The sequence below is a fragment of the Zobellia alginiliquefaciens genome, from assembly GCF_029323795.1.
Classification (GTDB): domain Bacteria; phylum Bacteroidota; class Bacteroidia; order Flavobacteriales; family Flavobacteriaceae; genus Zobellia; species Zobellia alginiliquefaciens.
Genome location: NZ_CP119758.1, coordinates 2,922,460 through 2,946,340, shown reverse-complemented (window position 1 = coordinate 2,946,340; position 23,881 = coordinate 2,922,460). Strand labels below are relative to the sequence as shown.

8 protein-coding genes, 2 tRNA genes and 5 rRNA genes are annotated in these 23,881 nt (G+C 42.5%); 4 read left to right on the top strand and 11 right to left on the bottom strand.

Going from position 1 to position 23,881, the window contains the following annotated elements:
• Positions 1–82: 82 nt before the first annotated feature.
• Positions 83–1,219 carry a FecR family protein gene (locus P0077_RS12350; protein WP_276165544.1) on the bottom strand — a complete coding sequence of 379 codons (1,137 nt, stop codon included), beginning with the start codon at positions 1,217–1,219 and terminating at the stop codon, positions 83–85.
• A 208-nt stretch (positions 1,220–1,427) separates the two neighbouring features.
• Between P0077_RS12350 and P0077_RS12345 the strand changes: the two genes are divergently transcribed.
• Positions 1,428–1,934, top strand: a complete 507-nt coding sequence (locus tag P0077_RS12345; protein ID WP_276165543.1) for a sigma-70 family RNA polymerase sigma factor — start codon at positions 1,428–1,430, stop codon at positions 1,932–1,934.
• Between the two features lie 44 nt (positions 1,935–1,978).
• Here the strand turns inward: P0077_RS12345 and P0077_RS12340 are convergent, their stop codons facing one another.
• The 3 genes from P0077_RS12340 to P0077_RS12330 all read right to left on the bottom strand — a co-directional run bounded on the left by P0077_RS12340 (position 1,979) and on the right by P0077_RS12330 (position 5,057).
• Complete coding sequence (locus P0077_RS12340; protein WP_276165542.1) at positions 1,979–3,100, bottom strand: hypothetical protein; 1,122 nt, start codon at positions 3,098–3,100, stop codon at positions 1,979–1,981.
• Positions 3,101–3,122: 22 nt separating this feature from the next.
• On the bottom strand, positions 3,123–3,968 hold the full coding sequence (locus tag P0077_RS12335) for a sugar phosphate isomerase/epimerase family protein (protein WP_276165541.1): 846 nt from the start codon (positions 3,966–3,968) through the stop codon (positions 3,123–3,125).
• A gap of 207 nt (positions 3,969–4,175) precedes the next feature.
• Positions 4,176–5,057, bottom strand: coding sequence for an AraC family transcriptional regulator (locus P0077_RS12330; protein WP_276165540.1), 882 nt, complete (start codon positions 5,055–5,057; stop codon positions 4,176–4,178).
• A gap of 302 nt (positions 5,058–5,359) precedes the next feature.
• Between P0077_RS12330 and P0077_RS12325 the strand changes: the two genes are divergently transcribed.
• From P0077_RS12325 to P0077_RS12315, 3 genes are all read left to right on the top strand, one after another.
• On the top strand, positions 5,360–8,560 hold the full coding sequence (locus tag P0077_RS12325; RefSeq protein ID WP_276165539.1) for a PVC-type heme-binding CxxCH protein: 3,201 nt from the start codon (positions 5,360–5,362) through the stop codon (positions 8,558–8,560).
• Between the two features lie 508 nt (positions 8,561–9,068).
• Positions 9,069–12,239, top strand: coding sequence for a SusC/RagA family TonB-linked outer membrane protein (locus P0077_RS12320; RefSeq protein ID WP_276165538.1), 3,171 nt, complete (start codon positions 9,069–9,071; stop codon positions 12,237–12,239).
• Positions 12,240–12,259: 20 nt separating this feature from the next.
• Entirely contained in the window at positions 12,260–13,768 is a 1,509-nt protein-coding gene (locus P0077_RS12315) for a RagB/SusD family nutrient uptake outer membrane protein (RefSeq protein WP_276165537.1), read from the top strand.
• Between the two features lie 393 nt (positions 13,769–14,161).
• On the opposite strand, the gene rrf (P0077_RS12310) is transcribed toward P0077_RS12315, so the two are convergent.
• From rrf (P0077_RS12310) to P0077_RS12280, 7 genes are all read right to left on the bottom strand, one after another.
• Positions 14,162–14,271: ribosomal RNA gene (gene rrf / locus P0077_RS12310) — 5S ribosomal RNA — on the bottom strand.
• Positions 14,272–14,409: 138 nt separating this feature from the next.
• A 23S ribosomal RNA gene (locus tag P0077_RS12305) occupies positions 14,410–17,242 on the bottom strand.
• A gap of 205 nt (positions 17,243–17,447) precedes the next feature.
• Positions 17,448–17,524: transfer RNA gene (locus P0077_RS12300), tRNA-Ala, on the bottom strand.
• 155 nt (positions 17,525–17,679) lie between these two features.
• Positions 17,680–17,753: transfer RNA gene (locus P0077_RS12295), tRNA-Ile, on the bottom strand.
• A 142-nt stretch (positions 17,754–17,895) separates the two neighbouring features.
• Positions 17,896–19,423, bottom strand: a 16S ribosomal RNA gene (locus tag P0077_RS12290).
• Between the two features lie 1,344 nt (positions 19,424–20,767).
• Positions 20,768–20,877 (bottom strand): 5S ribosomal RNA (rrf, locus tag P0077_RS12285).
• A gap of 138 nt (positions 20,878–21,015) precedes the next feature.
• Positions 21,016–23,848 (bottom strand): 23S ribosomal RNA (locus P0077_RS12280).
• Together the 16S, 23S and 5S rRNA genes with 2 tRNA genes alongside form the textbook arrangement of a ribosomal RNA operon.
• Between the last annotated feature and the right edge of the window lie 33 nt (positions 23,849–23,881).

The following is a 23,881-nucleotide window of genomic DNA, read 5'->3' as shown; positions in this document are numbered from 1 at the left end:
TCAATCGGGAAATGGTCTCAAGCATTTTCCGATTTTTTCATTCATAACTTTATTACATAGGCAATGTTTTTATTTCTGTTACTTATTGTATTGTAATTTCCTCTCCACTTATCTCATATTTCAAGGGGTAGATCTCCCCAATGGATTTCATTACATCTTCAATAGATTCTATATTCACATTAAAATGGGCATTCAATTTTTTGTTCGCTAATTCTGTGTTGTAATTTGTAATGGACACATTATAACTTCTCTCTAGTTTCTTCTGCATATCAGAAAAAAGTGTACTTCTAAATCTAAGTTTGCCGTCTATCCATCCTGTATACAGATTCACATCAACATTTTCTGTTTTAGTAGCGTATGATTGTTTGTCCCATGTGGCTTTTATACCTGGCTTAATTACTATGTTATCTTCCGGAGAAATACTGTTGCTAATACTTACAGACCCCTCTACCAATATCGTGTTTATCTCCTTATCTTCTTCATAGGAGGACACATTAAACTCCGTACCCAATACTTCAACCGCAACTTCGTTAGCATGAACGATAAAAGGGTGTTCCGTATCTTTAGACACCTTAAAATAGGCTTCTCCTTCAATAAAAACTTCTCTTTTTGTTTTTTTCAAAAACTTTACCGGATACCTTAACTTAGAACCTGAGTTTAAATGAACAACTGTTCCGTCCGATAATTCAACATTAAAAATTTTACCAAAAGGAACCTCCAATTCATTATAGATTAATTCCTCTATATCAGAATCTGGGCTATACGTAATTTTATCATCTTGCTGGATACCTAAAATCTTACCTGTGCTAGAAACGATTTGTTGACTCTCCCCTTTTTTTAAAACCTTTACGTCATTATCTCCAACCTTTAACTTTATCGCCATTTCTGAAATGGGAAACGGCTTATCATCTTTATCATTAACCAAGAAATACCCCACAGATAAGAAGGCAATTACAATTGCCGCATATTTTAAGTAGGGCTGTACAAAATTACTTGAGCTCTTTTTTGAACCCATCTTTCTTTGTAGCAATTGCTGCCATTCCTTATCCGTATCTAATTCTTCCAAAAAGAGTAAGCCCTCTGTAATAAGATTCTCCTCATAAAGTGAAAAGACCATCTCCTTTTCACTTTTGGTTAACCCGTTTAAGGCTCCTTCGTCAATTTCACCGGACTCTTTAATGTTCAATAAAACCGACTTTATTTTTTCTATACGGCGCATTATTAGGTGCTTTTACTTATAGGTTCTCATAAAAGAAAATTAGGGTGACAACAAATTGTGATTTTTTTAAGAATATGATAATTTTTTATATTAGCTGAAATTAAATCACTATAATTGACTTTAATTTTCCATCAAATAATCAATTTTAACCTTTTGTAAATCAACATTTTTTAGCATGCCCTTGTTCAAAAAACAAACGAACCGTGAAATGGAATTACTCTTCAAAGAGTACTTTCCTCTTCTATGTTTGGTATCGTTTGGAATTGTAAAAGACAGGGATACTGCCAAGGATATAGTTCAAGAATTTTTCATCTCATATTGGCAACGTAAAGAAGCGATTTCGCTTACGGTTTCCTTTAAAGCTTATGCCATTAAAGCCGTAAAAAACCTGAGTCTGAAAAACCTTGAGAAAGCAAAAAAACAAAAATCCGTTCTGGAGAATTTGTCTATTGAACGTTCCGAAGAACCAAAAATAACCGACATTCCTTCTGCTAACGGAAGCATTTTGGCTCTTTTAGACCAACTCCCGGATAGCAGAAGACAAATATTTATTTCTGCTATATTAAATGGTCAGAGCTATGCGGAAATTGCCGAAAACCAAGGCATATCCATAAATACGGTAAAGACTCAAATGAAGCGCGCCTATGCGTTTCTAAGACAAGAAAGTGCACAAAAGATAATCCACTCTTTGGTATGGATATCCCTTCTGCACTAACCCATTTTTATACCGTGTCGTCTTCAGCCGTTCCTTTAAATATACTACTCAAAACTCTCTACATTCACTTGTTTTGCCGGCCAGTAATCGTCTTTTCTAAACTCGAATTTTGTAGGTTGATACTCCCCTACCAAGCTTACATCTGCCTTTTCCGGTATTTCTAAGTCAAGAGACCAGAATACACCGTTCACCAATAATCTTCGTGTTCCTTCTATTAACAAATCGTTCGCAGCACCAACGGTAGAAGTAAAAGCTTTCCCTTTTTTTCCGCCTGGTAATTGGTAACTTTTTACCCAAGTAACGGGCATTAATTCGTCACCAAGGCTTTCACCATCCTTATTGGTTGTAGCTATTTCATCATCGGTAGGTTTCATTCCATAAAAGACATCATTTTCATCAAACTCGCCCTTTCTATTCATTACTTGACCTAAAATGATAGGCTGAGAATCTCCCGGAAGCGGAAGACGAACCCCGTAAACATCGCTCGCGCCCCATACGTCACCATCAGAAATTCCATTGGTAATACCAGTTGTTTGCGCTCCAATAGCTACCATACCTTTAGTACTTTGATGCTTGTGATGACCATGATGATTTATCCATTTTTCACCAAGAACCAAACGCCCAAATCCGCCATGCCAATCCGTTTTATCCCCTTCGTAATTATGACTATAATGTGCATATTCAGAATCTGAGTTTTTAGGAAAATTAAAAGCATGAGTAGCCGTCCTAAGCCCCATTACCGGTTTTCCCGATTTTAAGTAATCATCAATAAATTTCATCTGATTATCCGGCAACGCCCGAAAACGTGTAAAGATCACCATCATATCTGCCGAAGTCAAAGCTTCCAAACCTGGTATATTATTTACATGATTGGCGTTAACAATCCCGGGCTTATCCTCCTCTTGAGCGAACAATACAGTACATTTAAAACCATGATGATTTGATAGGATTTTAGCCAATTGCGGCAACGCTTCTTCTGAACGGTATTCTTCATCTCCAGAAATCATTACAATATGCTTGGCGTTTTCATCGGCACCTTCAAAGGTTAGCCATTTTTTAGGAGAATCTACCTCTTGAGCCATTTCAGGTTCTTTAGTAACGGTGTTTTTCTGCTCTTTACACGCAAATAAAAATAGACAAATTACGATTGGCAATACATTTTTCATTCTGTTCAAGTTTTAAAGATGCTTATTTGGTAATTCCCAATCCTTCGGATATGAGTTTAAATCCTTCTGTATACACTTCTTCTACGGGGGAGTAGTTTCGCCATACATTAATAGCATTAGCAAATTCCGGAATGGTTGTACTAAATGCTTCTATAGTTAGCCAACCTTTATAATCAATCTCTTTTAAAGCGGTAAAAACGTCTGGCCAGTTTACCTGCCCTCTACCAGGTGTTCCCCTATCATTTTCACTAATGTGTACATGTTTTAGATGCGGGGCTATGGTTTTTATAGCTCCAGATTGACTTTTCTCCTCTATATTGGCATGATGGGTATCAAACATGGCGCCTAAATTCGGATGGTTAACTGCTTTTACCATTTCACCTAAATCTGCCATTGTATTATATAGGTAACACTCAAATCTATTAACGGCTTCAGGGGTAAGCACAATATTGGCACCTTTGGCATACTCTGCTGCTTTTAACAACATTTCATTACTCCATTTTTTCTCTTCCAAAGTGGGCGGTTGCCTTGTAAATAGTGCAAATGTAGAATGAAACGGGCCACATAAAACCTCTGCATTTGCAGCTGCTCCCATATCAATAGACCATTTTAGACGCTCTAGTCCAGCTTCTCTAACTTTCTTGTCAGGACTAGCAATGTTCTGTTCTGCGGATAATGATGCAACACCGGTAACACCCATATTCATACCGGAAAAGTGATTGCCTAATTGCGAATAGTATTTTTCACTACCCTCTCCAAAAAAAAGTTCAATACCGTCGTATCCAGTTTCTTTTAGTGTGTCTACTATACTAAAGTGCTGCTCCGTGACATGGTTTGTCCACAGCAACATATTCATTCCTATTTTCATTCTATAATGGTTAATTTAAAATCTAGTATATATGTGGTAAAAGCTAAATTTTACTGCGCCTTTCTTCCGTATTTGACTATTATGCGCTATAAATTCTAAGCAATTAACAAATCTAGCACTTAATGAAACTTCAAAATTCCTTTATTTTCTTAAAGGTTGATACTTTTTTTCCCTATTCCAAGGTAAATTCCACTCACTTTTATAATACTAGACTGGAGTTTGAATATTTAAAAATAACTTTCTGTACTCAAGCGGACTCATGTCCGTAATAGACTTAAATTGTCTATTAAAATTGGATAAGGCGTTATAACCACACTCATAACTAATTTGAGAAATATTAAAATTATCTTCCAACAATAATTTTCTTGCATGCCCTATTCGTATTTCATTCACAAAACGCGTGAAAGTCTTATTGGCCCTAGGTTTAAAGTATCTACAGAAAGAAGTAGTAGTCATATTTAACAAGCTCGATGCTTCATCCAAAGAAATATTGGTCTTAAAATTTGTCATTACATAATCATATACTTTACGCATCTTTTCTGCATCGCCCCCTTTAAACGCGTTCATATAATTTGGGCTAGCCAATATGGTATATTCCGTACTATTGGCCAACGTATCTAAAATTTCCAAAAGTTTTAAAATCCGTTTAAAACCCTTTTGCTTATCTAGCTCCAAAAGAAACCTTATAATAATATCTCTGGTTTCCCCATGAAACTCTACCCCTCGCAATGAATGAGCAACAAGCTTATTAATTTTATAAAACTCTTCCATCTCCAGAAGTGGTTCGCTCAAGAGTACATGGTCAAAATAGATAACCAACCCTCTAGTTGATAATCCACTATCCTTTTTAAAATAGGCATTATCATTTCTCCACAAGTGAGGTAAATTTGGCCCTGTCATAACCAAATCACCCTTTTTAAAATTCTGAACATGGTCGCCAATAAACCGGGTGCCTTCACCTTCCATTATATACGAAATCTGAAACTCCGGATGAAAATGCCAATTGGGATTAAAAAAGGGACCAATGAGGTCTTTATATATAAAAGTTTCCTTTGGCGTTAACGTCTTTTCTATACTTGGAGCACTCATAAATTTTCTTTAGAAATACATTTAGACATCAATATATGATAAAAAAGTACCAACTTTTAGTAAGATACAGGATAATTTAATTCAAAATGTATCATAGTTTTGTCTACACTCGCACTAACATTCTAACTTTATTCGCATTTTTTTAAAAATAGCTCAGCTAATGTGGATACAAATTCCGATATTAACAAGTGTAAAAAGTACAATAATAACTTAAACTTATTAATTTCACAGCATTCAACCAAATATTACCATAAACCAAATCAACATTAACTCAATTCTCAAAACAATTTATTCAGCATATTATGAAAATAATTAAAAAATTAAGCATAGGGAGGCTCTTCACTACCTGTGCTGTTGCAATTTTCTTTTTGGCATGCAGCGAGAAGGAAAACAATACCCTTGCAATAGAAAAAAATTCCAGGATTGTTTTAGTTGGAAACAACTTAGGCTCAAGAATGATGGAATTTGGGCATTTTGAAACTGAGATGCAGCTAAGATACCCCAACGACTCATTATATATCAGAAATATGGCCGATGGTGGAAACACACCCGCTTTTAGACCTCATGCAGCAAGAAAATCGCCATGGGCTTTTCCCGGTGCAGACAAATTTGAGCATGACCCTGGAAGTAAAATACATTTTATTGAAGATGATGGGGGCCATCAATCCGGTAGTGTAGGTCACTTCCCCACTCCTGACGAATGGATTACCAGCTTAAAACCGGATATCATAATTGCATTTTTTGGTTATATAGAATCATTTGAAGGTCAAGAAGGATTATCAAATTATAAGGAAGAATTGCGTGCATTCATAAAACATACGTTGAGCACTAAGTATAACGGTCAAGCACCCCCTCAACTAGCAATTGTTTCTCCAATTGCCTTTGAAAATCTATCCGATAAGATGGATTTACCGGATGGTACTAAGGAAAATAAAAATTTAGCGCTATATACCCAGGCCATGAAAGAAGTATCTACCGAAGAGGGCGTTCTTTTTGTTAATGCTTTTGATGCTACTAAAAACTGGTACGAAACTGAAAGTGAAAATCTGACTCAAGAAGGATTTCAACTTACGGACTCAGGTTATAAAAAATTCGGAAAGCTATTGGCCGATGACATTTTTGGAAAGAAACAGGCAGATGAGACCAATCGGCAATTAGTACATGATGCGGTTCAAGAAAAGAACTGGTTCTGGCTCAACGATTTTAAAATACCTAATAGTGTACACGTATACGGAAGAAGGTACGACCCTTACGGCCCTGAAAACTACCCGTTTGAAATAGCCAAAATTCGTGAAATGACTGCCATTCGTGATACTGCTATTTGGAAAGCCAACCATGGCGAAAAAATGGATTTGGCCGCTGCCGATGCTAAAACTAAAAAACTTCCTGAAGTAAAAACCAATTATAAGGCGAGTGAAAAAAATGGAAATCCAGAATACCTCTATGGCGAAGAAGCACTGGCACAAATTAAAACAGCTCCGGGCTATAAAGTAGAACTTTTTGCTTCGGAGGAACAGTTTCCAGATTTGGCAAACCCAGTACAAATGTCCTTTGATAATGAAGGAAGACTTTGGGTTGCCGTGATGCCCAGCTATCCGCATTACAAAGCGGGCGACAGTAAACCAAATGACAAGCTTCTTATTTTTGAAGATACGGATGGTGATAACAAAGCCGACAAACAAACTGTTTTTGCAGATGGCCTTCATCTTACTATTGGTTTTGAATTTGCACCAGAGGGAGTTTATATGTCCCAAGGAACCAATCTCATATTATTAAAGGACACCGATGGTGACGACAAGGCAGACAAGAAAGAAATAATTTTAAGTGGTTTTGACGACCATGACACTCACCATGCCATTAGCGCCTTTACAACAGACCCATCAGGGGCTATATATATGGGTGAAGGAACTTTTCTTCATTCTAATGTGGAGACAGCTTATGGAAGTATTAGAGGTTCCAATGGAGGATTTTACAGATACAGCCCCCAAAGACATCACTTGGAACGCACCGCTCAATTAGCTATACCAAACCCTTGGGGAATTGCTTTTGACGATTGGGGCCAACCATTCTTTGAACATACTTCCGGACCTGCCGCTACTTGGATGATGCCAGGAACCATTGTTCCTCGTTACGGTGTAAGTTCACCTATACCCGCTAACCTTATCGAAAAAGAACATTTAGTGAGACCAACTTCCGGATTGGAATTTATTTCTAGCAGTCATTTCCCAGATAATGTGCAAGGGGATATGTTAATCAACAACACCATAGGTTTTAGAGGAACGAAACAACACAAAATGGTAGATGACCCAGAAACTGCAGGATATATAAGCGAGCACAGAAAAGACCTGATTTTTTCTGATGATAAAAACTTTAGACCGGTTGACATGGAGTTTGCCCCAGATGGTTCACTTTACTTTTTAGACTGGAGCAATGTATTGATCGGTCATATGCAACACAACGCACGTGATCCCTTAAGAGACCATGTACACGGTAGAATATATAGGGTTACTTATCCTTCAAGACCTTTGGTTAAACCTGCTAAAGTTGCGGACGCCACTATTGAAGAGTTATTGAATAACTTAAAACTACAAGAATACAGAACTCGCTATCGTACCAAAAGGGAACTTAGAGCACGTGATGCAGAAGAGGTTCTATCAAAATTAGACACGTGGGTCGCTAGTTTAGATAAAAACGACCCTCGTTATGAACATCATTTATTAGAAGGACTATGGGTTACTTGGGGATTAAACCAAATTGACAAGGACCTATTGACCCAACTATTGCAAGCTAAAGATTTTAGAGCACGTGCTGCTGCAGTAAACGTTCTTAGATATACCGGTCACCAAATAGATAATCAAGCTGATTTGTTGATGCAAGCCGCTAAAGATGACAACCCACGTGTGCGTTTGGAAGCATTGGTTGCAGCATCTAGACTTGGTAAAGACATTGGTATTCCAATCATTACAGAAGCTGGTAAAAAAGGTCTGGATAAATGGATGGAACGCCCTTACGAAGCTGCTCTTGCACATTTAAACGGACATAGAGCTGGTGAAAAAGCAAAAGATGTTATTGAAACAGATTTAAAAGGAAAAGATTTAGAACTTTTAATGGCAGGACAAGAAATTTATGAGCGTGATGGGTATTGCGCCACTTGTCACCAATCTGATGGAGAAGGATTAAGTGCTGCCGGTTTCCCTCCCCTAGCAGGATCTAAATGGGTAACGGGTAGTGAAGAAAGATTAATAAAGCTTACTACAAACGGAATCATGGGTCCTATTGAAGTAAAAGGCAAAAAATATCCCGGCCAAGTACCTATGACCCCATTTGGAAAATTATTGAATGAAGAGGAAACAGCCGCCGTATTAACTTATGTAAGAAATACATTCGGTAATAAAGCTTCCCCAATATCTGTTGAAAAAGTTAAAGAAGTACGTGAGCAAATTAAAGACAAGGAAGGTTTCTATTCTCCGGAAGAACTTCTACAGGAACATCCAATGAAATAAATCACATTTAATTTTTCTCTAAAAAAAAAGCTCATCCAATTAAATGGAAGAGCTTTTTTAGTTTTATTCAAATTCCTACTATTTTATCCTTTCTATCAAACACCTATTCTTGGAAAAATAATAGGTGTTTTATAAAATCACATCTATTCTAGATATAAAATAGAATACGTTTCTCTTGCTTAACATCAAGACTTAAATTAGTTACCCTTCTTTGTTATCTGCACTTCGCCTCTGTTATTTACAACGTTTTTTGATTAACATCCACAAACACAAAATTCATCTGAGGTCATAAAAAAATGAGTATTTAGTATTAAAATTTCCAAAACCATAATTAGCCGTATATAAATATGTGCTATTCCTAAAAAGGATAGCCGTAAAATATCAATGCCATACAAAATGACAAAAAAGTACCAATAATTGTATTTTTTCAGGTGTACCTGCATCAATCATACGATTACATTTGAAATAAAATCCCCCTAACTGATTCATCAACCTAAACAACTAGACTATGATCTCAACATCATCACCCTTTAAGATCAAACAACTTTGCTTCTTACTGGGTATTCAAATTGTATGTCTCCAGACTGCTTTTGGAGCAAGTTTATCTATCGATAATTTCGATAGATATTCAAATGAAAATGACATTCTTCGATATACTTTATCGAATGAACAGGACAACGTAATTACGGGTACAATTAATGACCAGGGCAATCAACCTTTACCCGGTGCAAGTATTATTGAAAAAGGTACAACAAACGGTGTCACCACAGATTTTGATGGGAATTTTTCCATTGAAGTCAGTAGCGAAAATGCCGTGCTTGTCATATCCTACATAGGATATACCACTACAGAAATACCGGTCAATGGCCAAAACAATATAACCGTTAGCCTGGAAGAAAGTGCAGCGGCCTTAGATGAAGTGGTTCTCATTGGTTATGGTACCCAGAAAAAAAGCGACCTTACCGGAGCGGTAGGCTCGGTAAAAGCTGAGGAATTGGCCGAAAGACCAGCGGCCTCAATGAACCAAGCTATAGCTGGTAAAGTTTCGGGGGTCAATATAACCTCTGGATCAGGTAGACCAGGAGGTAGAACAGTGGTAAGAATTAGAGGTAATACTTCGGTTAGTATTGCCAACACCCCTCTTTACGTAATTGACGGGGTTATTCTTAGTGCAGCCAATCTACCGAACGGAAGTACACCTATAGATTACATGAACCCTAATGATATTGAATCTATTGAGGTGCTTAAAGATGCTTCTGCAACAGCAATTTATGGAGCAAGAGGTGCTAATGGTGTTATTTTGGTAAGTACAAAAAGAGGAAATACCAGTGGAGGTGGTCGTCTTAATTACGATGTTGATTTTAGCATTGGAACACTTCCAAAAAAACTTGATCTTTTAAATTCCGAGGAATTTCTTCAAGTAGAAGAAACAGCATATGCAAACGCTGAAAAATTTGACCCAGACGGATGGGCCGGCGGCAGATACACAGACCCAAGACTAAAAAGAACCGATCCAAGACTTTTTGATTCTGAGGGTAATCCCCTATATGATACCGATTGGCAAGACGAAGCCATAAGAACATCTTTTACCCAAAACCATCAACTATCCTTTACCGGAGGAACTCAAAAAGGTAACTATGGTCTTTTTATGGGCTTCCGTGATGAGCAAGGTCTCATCATAGAATCTTGGCTAAAGCGATATTCCGCTAGATTCACAATGGACTCAGACATTACAGATTGGCTTAGAGTGGGCGGTAGTTTAGGCTACAATGATCAAAACGAAAAACAAGTAGACCAACTTGGTGGAGGTGGCATTACCACAATGCGCCAAGTATTTGAAGCGCTGCCTATAATTCCCGTAACCTATGAAGATGGGAGTTGGGGTTCTAACTTAGACTACCCTGGAATGGAAGGTGGTGGAAGCCCTGTTGCAGTGGCTAACGATAGAAGGTACTTTCTAAAAACACAAACCCTTTTGGGTAATTTTTATAGCAACATCGCCCTCCATAAGAACTTACAACTGCGAACTACTGTTGGCGCCAATGTAATCAATCAAAGAAACGATTATTATGGTGGTAAAGATTTACGATATATTGCTCAACCAGATGGTAATGCGTATGTTGAAAATGGGCGTTACAATTCCTGGCAATTTGAAAATTACCTAACATATACCAAAGATTTTGAGAATGAAAATTCATTGACCGCCATGGTAGGACTATCTTGGCAACATATAGATGAGTTTGAATCAAAAGCTGAGACAAGGGGGTTTGCAGATGATTTTTATGGCTTCAACAATCTTGCAGCTGGATCTAACCCGCAAACACCAACTTCTAGTCGCATAGCCTACGGACTAAACTCTTATTTTGGTCGGGTAAATTATAACCACCAAAATAAATACTTGTTAACCTTAACAGGGCGAGCAGATGGTTCATCAAAATTTGGTCCTGAGAATCAATTTGCTTTCTTCCCTTCGGCAGCACTGGCTTGGAGAGTTTCTAATGAAGACTTTTTATCCCAAAGTGAAACCATCTCTAATTTAAAAATTAGAGCCAGTTATGGAGCAACGGGAAATTCTGAAATTCCAGCATATAGATATTTAGCCGGACTAGAAAGCGGAACAGTAATATTTGCCGGTGACCGTGCATCTTTTAATATTCCGGAACGTATGGCCAATCCTGATTTAAAATGGGAAAAAACGGAACAAGTAGATGCAGGAATCGAAATAGGTCTTTTAAATAACCGAATTGCTCTTGAGATAGATGCATACCGTAAGTTAACTACAGACATGCTTCTTGAAGCGCCAGTTCCTTCCACTAGCGGTTTCACAAATGTATTCCAAAATGTAGGCAGTATGGAAAACAAGGGTATTGAAATCACCTTAAACACTACCAATGTTAATAATAAGATTTTTGGTTGGGATACTAATTTTAATATTTCAATCAACAAAAATAAGGTCGTAGCATTATCCGGAGGTTCGGATATTTTCTTAGGCTCAACTCTTATTCGTGAAGGAGAACCTGTTGGAACGTTCTTCGGGTATATTGATGAAGGTACATGGAACACTGATGAAGCTGCCGAAGCGGCAATCTATGACAGACTCCCCGGTGATATAAAATATAGAGATTTAAATGATGACGGAGCTATCAATAGTGATGACAGAGCAATCCTAGGAAAAGGGATAGCAGATGGGTTTGGAACTTTTTCTAACACTTTTAGATATGGCAACCTAGAACTACTTGTTGACCTTCAATTCCAATACGGAAACAGTGTAATGTATCGTGATGAACATTCGGCAGAAGATCGCCAGACTATAGCAAATAGTTTTTCAACAGTACTTAATGCATGGACACCGGACAATCAGGATACGGATATTGCACAAATAAGACCTATTGCTGCAGGTTACGATACTAATAATGACTCTGGTAAATTAAAAGATGCCTCTTTTCTAAGAGGACGTAACTTAATGCTTTCATACGTTTTTAAGCCAGAACTAGTAGAGCGTTTACACCTAAACAGGTTAAGAATTTACACTTCTGTACAGAACTTTTTTGTCTCAACCAAGTATCCTGGATACGACCCGGAAAGTTCTAATGGTAGTCAAGCCTTTGATCAAGGTTACTCACTATATGATTACCCAAGACCACGCACATTTATGATTGGCCTTAACGTTGGACTGTAATAATATAAAAAGATAAAAAAATGAAAACCTATAAAAATTTTATACGAACTGTTGTGGTCTTATCCGCTATATCACTTACATCTGCATGTAGTGATTTTTTAGACGAAGAAGACGAATCCAACTTTACTACTGACACTTATTTCACCAAAGCAGAACACGCCGAAAGTGCTGTTAATGGTATTTATGAACCGCTGGTTCCTATTACTAATAGTGGTTTTGGTGGCGGAACTTGGTTAATGCTAGAATTCGCTACCGGATTAGCCAATACCTCACTTGGCCAAGCCACCAATATCTATCTGGTTAAAGATTTAATCAACAATTCAGATAATGGATATGGAAATAGTTTCTGGACAGAATATTACACTGGTATATCTAGAGCGAATTTGGCCATTGAAAAAATTCCGGAAATCAATATGGATGAAACGGAAAAACAGAATTATTTGGCAGAGGCCAAATTCTTTAGAGCCTATTATTATTTTGGGTTGGTACGGATGTTCGGTAATATTCCAATAATAACCAATTCGGTAGATTTGGGCTCAGAACAACTTTATCCAGAGCAAGCTTCACCAGAGGCCGTTTACGACTTGATCATTAGTGATTTGACCGAAGCAGAAAGTTCAAGCTTACCATGGAGAGATGAGTCGGGTCGTGTATCATTAGGGGCCATAAAAACTTTATTGGCAGATGTATATTTGACCATGGCAGGTTATCCCCTTCAGAAAACAGAAAATTACCAGCTTGCAGCAAACAAAGCCAAAGAAGTGATTGATTCTGCTCAATATACCATATTTGACTCTTACGATGACCTGCATGACCCAGCAACCAAAAACACTGGTGAATACATTTTTATGACTCAGTTCGCGGCCAATATCCAGTCAGCTAACTGGCAACCGGCCATCTTACCTTACAACCTAGGTATATCAGCCTACTCCGCACAGACCGGGGGAATTTTCTCAACAAATGAGTTTGCCAATTCCTATGAAACAGATGATAAGCGAGCACAAGAAAAACAATTCTATTTTACGAGTTATTCGTTAGAAGCTGATAGAAGTGATAGTATCAATCTAGGCGCTCCTTATATATTCAAGCACTTTGATATACAAGCCAACGAAGAAAGTGCACAATCAGATTTAAACTGGTGTATTTATAGATATTCGGATGTTTTATTGATGTACGCAGAGGCCGCAAATGAAGCTGAAGGAACACCTTCAACCGAAGCTTACAATGCCATTAATCAAATTAGGCAGCGTGCTGAAATTCCAGATTTAACAGGCCTATCTCAAGATGAATTTAGAGAAGCGGTCCGCATAGAAAGGATACATGAACTAAGTTTTGAAAATAAAACTTGGTATGACATGGCCCGATGGAGAAAAGCGTACAATCCAGAAACAAATCAACTCGAAGATTTCGTCGGTCACAATTTCTCTTATTTACCTAATAAAGCATTGACGGAACGAGAACTTTTGTTTCCTATTCCTACGTCAGAAATGCAAAACAACCCTAATCTAGTCCAAAATTCGGGTTACTAATTTAAACGATACATTAAGATTATCTTTTTTTGATAGTTAGTTGATAGTGAAGATAGCCCTTGGTTTTACCAAGGGTTATTTTTTTATACCGATTAGAGCTATTTCCTATGAGTTAAGTCAACAAACACATCCTGAACTATACTGTGCACAATTAAACTCTTCAATCCATTTGGCACAAAACAGATTCTAATGAATGGCCCTAACATTAGAAGTATAACCTATATCATATTACCGCTTTAGAACCTATTAAATAAGGTAAAGGAAAATGTAAGGTCATTCTAAACATCTAGTGCGATGTATTTAATCAAAGACTTTGGTTCGGCTTCGTCACCCTCATTTCGTTATGGTCCAAAAAAAAAGGTCCCGACCAGTAAAACTGATCGGGACCTCGAAGCAAGGCGGCTTCCTACTCTCCCACCTATTGGCAGTACCATCGGCGCTGACGGGCTTAACTTCCCTGTTCGGAATGGAAAGGGGTGGGCCCCGCCGCCATGGCCACCTAAATTTTGAATATTATAATGACATAAAAATAATGGGACAGTTTAAGAAGAAAAAGAAGAACTATCGTTCCTTTTTAAGTGAAAAGGACGGATGTTATAGAGAAAAGGTTGTCGCCCTCCCCCGAAGGGAAGGGACTTACGTTGCGCAAGCCGTACGGACAATTAGTACTACTCGGCTACGGACATTACTGCCCTTGCACCTATAGCCTATCGACGTGGTCATCTCCCACGGTCCTTTAAAGAAATCTCATCTTGCGGTTGGTTTCGCGCTTATATGCTTTCAGCGCTTATCCAATCCCGACATAGCTACCCGGCAATGCCCCTGGCGGGACAACCGGTGCACCAGCGGTCGGTCCGGCCCGGTCCTCTCGTACTAGGGCCAGGTCCGCTCGAATTTCTAACGCCCGCAGTAGATAGAGACCGAACTGTCTCACGACGTTCTGAACCCAGCTCGCGTGCCACTTTAATGGGCGAACAGCCCAACCCTTGGGACCTTCTCCAGCCCCAGGATGTGACGAGCCGACATCGAGGTGCCAAACCCCCCCGTCGATATGAGCTCTTGGGGGAGATCAGCCTGTTATCCCCGGCGTACCTTTTATCCTTTGAGCGATGGCCCTTCCATGCGGAACCACCGGATCACTATGCTCTTGTTTCCAACCTGTTCGACCTGTATGTCTCACAGTCAAGCGCCCTTGTGCCATTGCACTCTACGTACGATTGCCGACCGTACTGAGGGCACCTTTAGAAGCCTCCGTTACTCTTTTGGAGGCGACCACCCCAGTCAAACTACCCACCACGCACTGTTCCCTCTTGGAGGGTTAGGCCCCGGACAAGCAAAGGCTGGTATTTCAACGGTGACTCCAACACACCTGGCGGTGCGCCTTCAAAGTCTCCCAGCTATCCTACACATTGCTTGACCAAGGTCAATACGAAGCTATAGTAAAGGTGCACGGGGTCTTTTCGTCCCACTGCGGGTAACCGGCATCTTCACCGATACTACAATTTCACCGAGCTCATGGCCGAGACAGTGTCCAGATCGTTGCACCATTCGTGCAGGTCGGAACTTACCCGACAAGGAATTTCGCTACCTTAGGACCGTTATAGTTACGGCCGCCGTTTACTGGGGCTTCAGTTCAATGCTTCCTCCCGAAGGATTCACATCTCCCCTTAACCTTCCAGCACCGGGCAGGTGTCAGGCCCTATACTTCATCTCTCGATTTTGCAGAGCCCTGTGTTTTTGATAAACAGTCGCCTGGACCTCTTCACTGCGGCCCATCTAAAAGATGGGCGACCCTTCTCCCGAAGTTACGGGTCTATTTTGCCTAGTTCCTTAGCCATGAATCTCTCGAGCGCCTTAGAATACTCATCCCAACCACCTGTGTCGGTTTACGGTACGGGCCGCACATCTCGCTTTTCTTGGAAGTCGATACATTGGATTATCACCTTGGCCGTAGCCTCGGTGTACTATCGGGGCGTTACCGCTCCCTTCAACGTGCAATTCCGTCTGCACGCACCAACTTCTCGCCTCCGTCGCTTTCAATGATGTGCGGGTAGCGGAATATTAACCGCTTGTCCATCCACTTCCCCCTTCGGGTCTGCGTTAGGTCCCGACTGACCCCCAGCTGATTAGCATAGCTGGGGAAACCTTGGTCTTTCGGCGTGCGGGTTTCTCGCCCGCATTATCGTTACTTATGCCTACATTTTCGTTTGTAGCTCCTCCAGCATCCCTCGCAGGTACACCTTCAACGGCACTACAATGCTCCCCTACCCCTTGTATAAATACAAAGCCATGGCTTCGGTAATATGCTTATGCCCGATCATTATCCATGCGGAACCGCTCGACCAGTGAGCTGTTACGCACTCTTTAAATGAATGGCTGCTTCCAAGCCAACATCCTGGCTGTCAATGCAGTTCCACCGCGTTTTTTCAACTTAGCATATATTTTGGGACCTTAGCCGATGGTCTGGGTTCTTTCCCTCTCGGACATGGACCTTAGCACCCATGCCCTCACTGCGCAGAAACGTTTTATAGCATTCGGAGTTTGTCAGGAATTGGTAGGCGGTGAAGCCCCCGCATCCAATCAGTAGCTCTACCTCTATAAAACTATCTACACGCTGCACCTAAATGCATTTCGGGGAGTACGAGCTATTTCCGAGCTTGATTGGCCTTTCACCCCTACCCACAGGTCATCCCAAGACTTTTCAACGTCAACGGGTTCGGTCCTCCACTATGTGTTACCACAGCTTCAACCTGCCCATGGGTAGATCGCACGGTTTCGCGTCTACTACTACTAACTATGGCGCCCTGTTCAGACTCGCTTTCGCTACGGCTCCGGACCTGAAGTCCTTAACCTTGCTAGTAAAAGTAACTCGTAGGCTCATTATGCAAAAGGCACGCCGTCACCCCGAAGGGCTCCGACCGCTTGTAAGCGTATGGTTTCAGGATCTTTTTCACTCCGTTGTTCACGGTTCTTTTCACCTTTCCCTCACGGTACTGGTTCACTATCGGTCTCTCAGGAGTATTTAGTCTTGGCGGATGGTCCCGCCGGTTTCACACAGGGTTTCACGTGCCCCGCGCTACTCAGGATACCACTATCTTGCAGGTCTTTACCTGTACCGGGCTATCACCGTCTATGGCCAAGCTTTCCAACTTGTTCCAGTTCATTACTGTTCGAATATCGTGGTCCTACAACCCCGCACATGCCGGAACATGTACGGTTTGGACTAATCCGGTTTCGCTCGCCGCTACTCCCGGAATCACTTTTGTTTTCTCCTCCTCCGGCTACTTAGATGTTTCAGTTCACCGGGTTTGCCTCCTTGCGGATACTATACCTTCAGTATAGTGGGTTGCCCCATTCGGATACCTGCGGATCATATTGTATGTGCCAATCCCCGCAGCTTTTCGCAGCTTATCGCGTCCTTCGTCGCCTCTGAGAGCCTAGGCATTCCCCATACGCCCTTATCTAGCTTGTCGCCAGACCTTTTGTTCTATTCGTATTCGTACTCTTTACTTAAAAAAATTCGTGTTTTTCTTTTTCTTCAGTCCACACACCCCTAAAGATGTATGTCCTGTCCCAATATGTCAATGAACTTGTGGCGAGCCGCCACGGACAATTAAAAATCACCCTGTGGCCACTCATGCAATACATGGGAACAAATCAATCGTCCCCGGGCATCGCCTGGTGGAGAATATCGGAGTCGAACCGATGACCTCCTGCGTGCAAGGCAGGCGCTCTAGCCAGCTGAGCTAATCCCCCATATACTAGTAGTTAGTATATAGTAGTCAGTAGTCAGTACTTCCAACTACTACTCAACTTCTAGAATTTCCTATTCAATATTATTCTCAATGAACGTTCCAAAGCCATTAAACCATAAAATATCACTACTCCATAATTTAACCGACCTTAGGTTGTAGTCCCAGGCAGACTCGAACTGCCGACCTCTACATTATCAGTGTAGCGCTCTAACCAGCTGAGCTATGGGACTGTCCCTACCACTCTTAGTACTCCGTACCAAAAGAAGTATTTATATTATTAATGTGGAGACTTTTCTTGTTGCACTACAGACCTAGATCATATTTAGAACGAGGTGTCGGGGCCTTTTGGAACTTTGGCGATCGACGCTCTAGAAAGGAGGTGTTCCAGCCGCACCTTCCGGTACGGCTACCTTGTTACGACTTAGCCCTAGTTACCGATCTTGCCCTAGGCCGCTCCTTGCGGTGACGGACTTCAGGCACTCCCGGCTTCCATGGCTTGACGGGCGGTGTGTACAAGGCCCGGGAACGTATTCACCGGATCATGGCTGATATCCGATTACTAGCGATTCCAGCTTCACGGGGTCGAGTTGCAGACCCCGATCCGAACTGTGACCGGTTTTGTGGATCCGCTCTGCGTTACCGCATGGCTTCCCGCTGTACCGGCCATTGTAGCACGTGTGTGGCCCAGGACGTAAGGGCCGTGATGATTTGACGTCGTCCCCACCTTCCTCACGGTTTGCACCGGCAGTCCCGTTAGAGTCCCCGACATGACTCGCTGGCAACTAACGGTAGGGGTTGCGCTCGTTATAGGACTTAACCTGACACCTCACGGCACGAGCTGACGACAACCATGCAGCACCTTGCAAATTGCCCGAAGGAAAAGGTATCTCTACCCCTGTCAATATGCATTTAAGCCCTGGTAAGGTTCCTCGCGTATCATCGAATTAAACCACATGCTCCACCGCTTGTGCGGGCCCCCGTCAATTCCTTTGAGTTTCATTCTTGCGAACGTACTCCCCAGGTGGGATACTTATCACTTTCGCTTGGCCGCCCAGGTCTCAAGGACCCGGACAGCTAGTATCCATCGTTTACGGCGTGGACTACCAGGGTATCTAATCCTGTTCGCTCCCCACGCTTTCGTCCATCAGCGTCAGTCGATAGTTAGTCAGCTGCCTTCGCAATCGGTGTTCTATGTAATATCTATGCATTTCACCGCTACACTACATATTCCGCCAACTTCACTATAACTCAAGACCGACAGTATCAAAGGCAGTTCTACCGTTGAGCGGCAGACTTTCACCCCTGACTTATCGGCCCGCCTACGGACCCTTTAAACCCAATAATTCCGGATAACGCTCGGACCCTCCGTATTACCGCGGCTGCTGGCACGGAGTTAGCCGGTCCTTATTCTTACGGTACCGTCAGTGGGCTACACGTAGCCCTTTTTCTTCCCGTATAAAAGCAGTTTACTACCCATAGGGCATTCTTCCTGCACGCGGCATGGCTGGATCAGGCTCCCGCCCATTGTCCAATATTCCTCACTGCTGCCTCCCGTAGGAGTCTGGTCCGTGTCTCAGTACCAGTGTGGGGGATCCCCCTCTCAGGGCCCCTACCCATCGCGGTCTTGGTGAGCCGTTACCTCGCCAACTAACTAATGGGACGCATACTCATCCCCTACCGTAACCTTTAACCATTAATACGATGCCGTAAAATGGTACCATGTGGTGTTAATCCAAATTTCTCTGGGCTATCCCACAGTAGGGGGCAGATTGTATACGCGTTGCGCACCCGTGCGCCGGTCGTCGGCAAAGGAGCAAGCTCCTTCCCGTTACCCCTCGACTTGCATGTGTTAGGCCTGCCGCTAGCGTTCATCCTGAGCCAGGATCAAACTCTTCATCGTTGTTTCATTATATGTTATAAGTCTATCAACCACCAAAAACCTTCCCGGCCCCGACTCTCATCCTAAAATAAAAATCTTAAACTCTAATCTGTATGTTGTCTTACGTAATTCGATCGGAACAGAAAAGTTTCCCTTTCCGCCCCTTCTTACGTTGTCTCCACAATATGTCAAATGAACTTCTATATCCTTCCCGGTCTCCCGGAACCCCTTGGAAAACATCTTACTGTTTGTCTAAGCGGCTGCAAATATACAACTGTTTTTCTAACCGGCAACTTTCTTTTGAAAAAAAATCGAAATCTTTTTCCCGTCCGGCAAAAACAACATTTACAAAGAACCTTTACTCTTTAATAACCCACGCTTAACAAACATCTTCATACCTGTTTTGCGGGCTGCAAATGTAAGACCCTTTTTCGTTTCAACAACAATTTTTTAAAGGAAATTTTTAGTTTTTTTTCCAGGAACGCACATTGACCTGATTCTCAACACGAAACGAAACGGACCTTTTTCAAGTCCTCTCCGCTTTCCCCGTTATTTACCGTAAAAACCAACACAGCCCTAAGACCGTCCTTACCTTTAGCATTGCCCCGCCCCTCCCCTTTAATCAAATTATAAAGATCTATCCATACCCAAATGTGACACCGGAACAAGAAAAAATAATTAAAATCAACGCAATCCTATTGGGTGCACCCAAATATCAATTTACATTTTCACTAAAAAAATTGTAAAAATCTAATAAAAACTCAAAATACGAAAAATCAGAAATTCAATATCCAGTCACCTTATAAGGATAACTTGACAGATTCACTCTTTAATATCAATTAAAAAAAACAAAAACTAGATATACCTCCCCCTCTGAATAAGATGTTTTAATCTGATTAAACATTATCACGTACACCCCATTGTACAATTCCTCATTATTCAAAAGATCCCATTTTGACCTAAATAACATACAGCAGCTCTGAGCGTATTCACTAGATGATTATAATACCATGATAAAAACCCTTACTCAAAAACTCATTTACTTTATAAAGAAGTATTAATGGATACTTAAACTTACAACAGGTATGGGTATGGGCACACATTTAAGACTACAAGCATTAAGTAGACCGTAAAACCACTTACCAGTAGACAAGGTAACCTCGAAAATGAGCATTAATTAAAATTTTCGATAACTTAAGTTACCTTGATAAGGAATTACAATTGTTAAATATACGGAAAGGAATGATTTGGACGATATCCGCTAACCCCCTAACCGCACCATGGATTCAGTGGAGTTTATCATCCTCATTTCGTTATGGTCCAAAAAAAAAGGTCCCGACCAGTAAAACTGATCGGGACCTCGAAGCAAGGCGGCTTCCTACTCTCCCACCTATTGGCAGTACCATCGGCGCTGACGGGCTTAACTTCCCTGTTCGGAATGGAAAGGGGTGGGCCCCGCCGCCATGGCCACCTAAATTTTGAATATTATAATGACATAAAAATAATGGGACAGTTTAAGAAGAAAAAGAAGAACTATCGTTCCTTTTTAAGTGAAAAGGACGGATGTTATAGAGAAAAGGTTGTCGCCCTCCCCCGAAGGGAAGGGACTTACGTTGCGCAAGCCGTACGGACAATTAGTACTACTCGGCTACGGACATTACTGCCCTTGCACCTATAGCCTATCGACGTGGTCATCTCCCACGGTCCTTTAAAGAAATCTCATCTTGCGGTTGGTTTCGCGCTTATATGCTTTCAGCGCTTATCCAATCCCGACATAGCTACCCGGCAATGCCCCTGGCGGGACAACCGGTGCACCAGCGGTCGGTCCGGCCCGGTCCTCTCGTACTAGGGCCAGGTCCGCTCGAATTTCTAACGCCCGCAGTAGATAGAGACCGAACTGTCTCACGACGTTCTGAACCCAGCTCGCGTGCCACTTTAATGGGCGAACAGCCCAACCCTTGGGACCTTCTCCAGCCCCAGGATGTGACGAGCCGACATCGAGGTGCCAAACCCCCCCGTCGATATGAGCTCTTGGGGGAGATCAGCCTGTTATCCCCGGCGTACCTTTTATCCTTTGAGCGATGGCCCTTCCATGCGGAACCACCGGATCACTATGCTCTTGTTTCCAACCTGTTCGACCTGTATGTCTCACAGTCAAGCGCCCTTGTGCCATTGCACTCTACGTACGATTGCCGACCGTACTGAGGGCACCTTTAGAAGCCTCCGTTACTCTTTTGGAGGCGACCACCCCAGTCAAACTACCCACCACGCACTGTTCCCTCTTGGAGGGTTAGGCCCCGGACAAGCAAAGGCTGGTATTTCAACGGTGACTCCAACACACCTGGCGGTGCGCCTTCAAAGTCTCCCAGCTATCCTACACATTGCTTGACCAAGGTCAATACGAAGCTATAGTAAAGGTGCACGGGGTCTTTTCGTCCCACTGCGGGTAACCGGCATCTTCACCGATACTACAATTTCACCGAGCTCATGGCCGAGACAGTGTCCAGATCGTTGCACCATTCGTGCAGGTCGGAACTTACCCGACAAGGAATTTCGCTACCTTAGGACCGTTATAGTTACGGCCGCCGTTTACTGGGGCTTCAGTTCAATGCTTCCTCCCGAAGGATTCACATCTCCCCTTAACCTTCCAGCACCGGGCAGGTGTCAGGCCCTATACTTCATCTCTCGATTTTGCAGAGCCCTGTGTTTTTGATAAACAGTCGCCTGGACCTCTTCACTGCGGCCCATCTAAAAGATGGGCGACCCTTCTCCCGAAGTTACGGGTCTATTTTGCCTAGTTCCTTAGCCATGAATCTCTCGAGCGCCTTAGAATACTCATCCCAACCACCTGTGTCGGTTTACGGTACGGGCCGCACATCTCGCTTTTCTTGGAAGTCGATACATTGGATTATCACCTTGGCCGTAGCCTCGGTGTACTATCGGGGCGTTACCGCTCCCTTCAACGTGCAATTCCGTCTGCACGCACCAACTTCTCGCCTCCGTCGCTTTCAATGATGTGCGGGTAGCGGAATATTAACCGCTTGTCCATCCACTTCCCCCTTCGGGTCTGCGTTAGGTCCCGACTGACCCCCAGCTGATTAGCATAGCTGGGGAAACCTTGGTCTTTCGGCGTGCGGGTTTCTCGCCCGCATTATCGTTACTTATGCCTACATTTTCGTTTGTAGCTCCTCCAGCATCCCTCGCAGGTACACCTTCAACGGCACTACAATGCTCCCCTACCCCTTGTATAAATACAAAGCCATGGCTTCGGTAATATGCTTATGCCCGATCATTATCCATGCGGAACCGCTCGACCAGTGAGCTGTTACGCACTCTTTAAATGAATGGCTGCTTCCAAGCCAACATCCTGGCTGTCAATGCAGTTCCACCGCGTTTTTTCAACTTAGCATATATTTTGGGACCTTAGCCGATGGTCTGGGTTCTTTCCCTCTCGGACATGGACCTTAGCACCCATGCCCTCACTGCGCAGAAACGTTTTATAGCATTCGGAGTTTGTCAGGAATTGGTAGGCGGTGAAGCCCCCGCATCCAATCAGTAGCTCTACCTCTATAAAACTATCTACACGCTGCACCTAAATGCATTTCGGGGAGTACGAGCTATTTCCGAGCTTGATTGGCCTTTCACCCCTACCCACAGGTCATCCCAAGACTTTTCAACGTCAACGGGTTCGGTCCTCCACTATGTGTTACCACAGCTTCAACCTGCCCATGGGTAGATCGCACGGTTTCGCGTCTACTACTACTAACTATGGCGCCCTGTTCAGACTCGCTTTCGCTACGGCTCCGGACCTGAAGTCCTTAACCTTGCTAGTAAAAGTAACTCGTAGGCTCATTATGCAAAAGGCACGCCGTCACCCCGAAGGGCTCCGACCGCTTGTAAGCGTATGGTTTCAGGATCTTTTTCACTCCGTTGTTCACGGTTCTTTTCACCTTTCCCTCACGGTACTGGTTCACTATCGGTCTCTCAGGAGTATTTAGTCTTGGCGGATGGTCCCGCCGGTTTCACACAGGGTTTCACGTGCCCCGCGCTACTCAGGATACCACTATCTTGCAGGTCTTTACCTGTACCGGGCTATCACCGTCTATGGCCAAGCTTTCCAACTTGTTCCAGTTCATTACTGTTCGAATATCGTGGTCCTACAACCCCGCACATGCCGGAACATGTACGGTTTGGACTAATCCGGTTTCGCTCGCCGCTACTCCCGGAATCACTTTTGTTTTCTCCTCCTCCGGCTACTTAGATGTTTCAGTTCACCGGGTTTGCCTCCTTGCGGATACTATACCTTCAGTATAGTGGGTTGCCCCATTCGGATACCTGCGGATCATATTGTATGTGCCAATCCCCGCAGCTTTTCGCAGCTTATCGCGTCCTTCGTCGCCTCTGAGAGCCTAGGCATTCCCCATACGCCCTTATCTAGCTTGTCGCCAGACCTTTTGTTCTATTCGTATTCGTACTCTT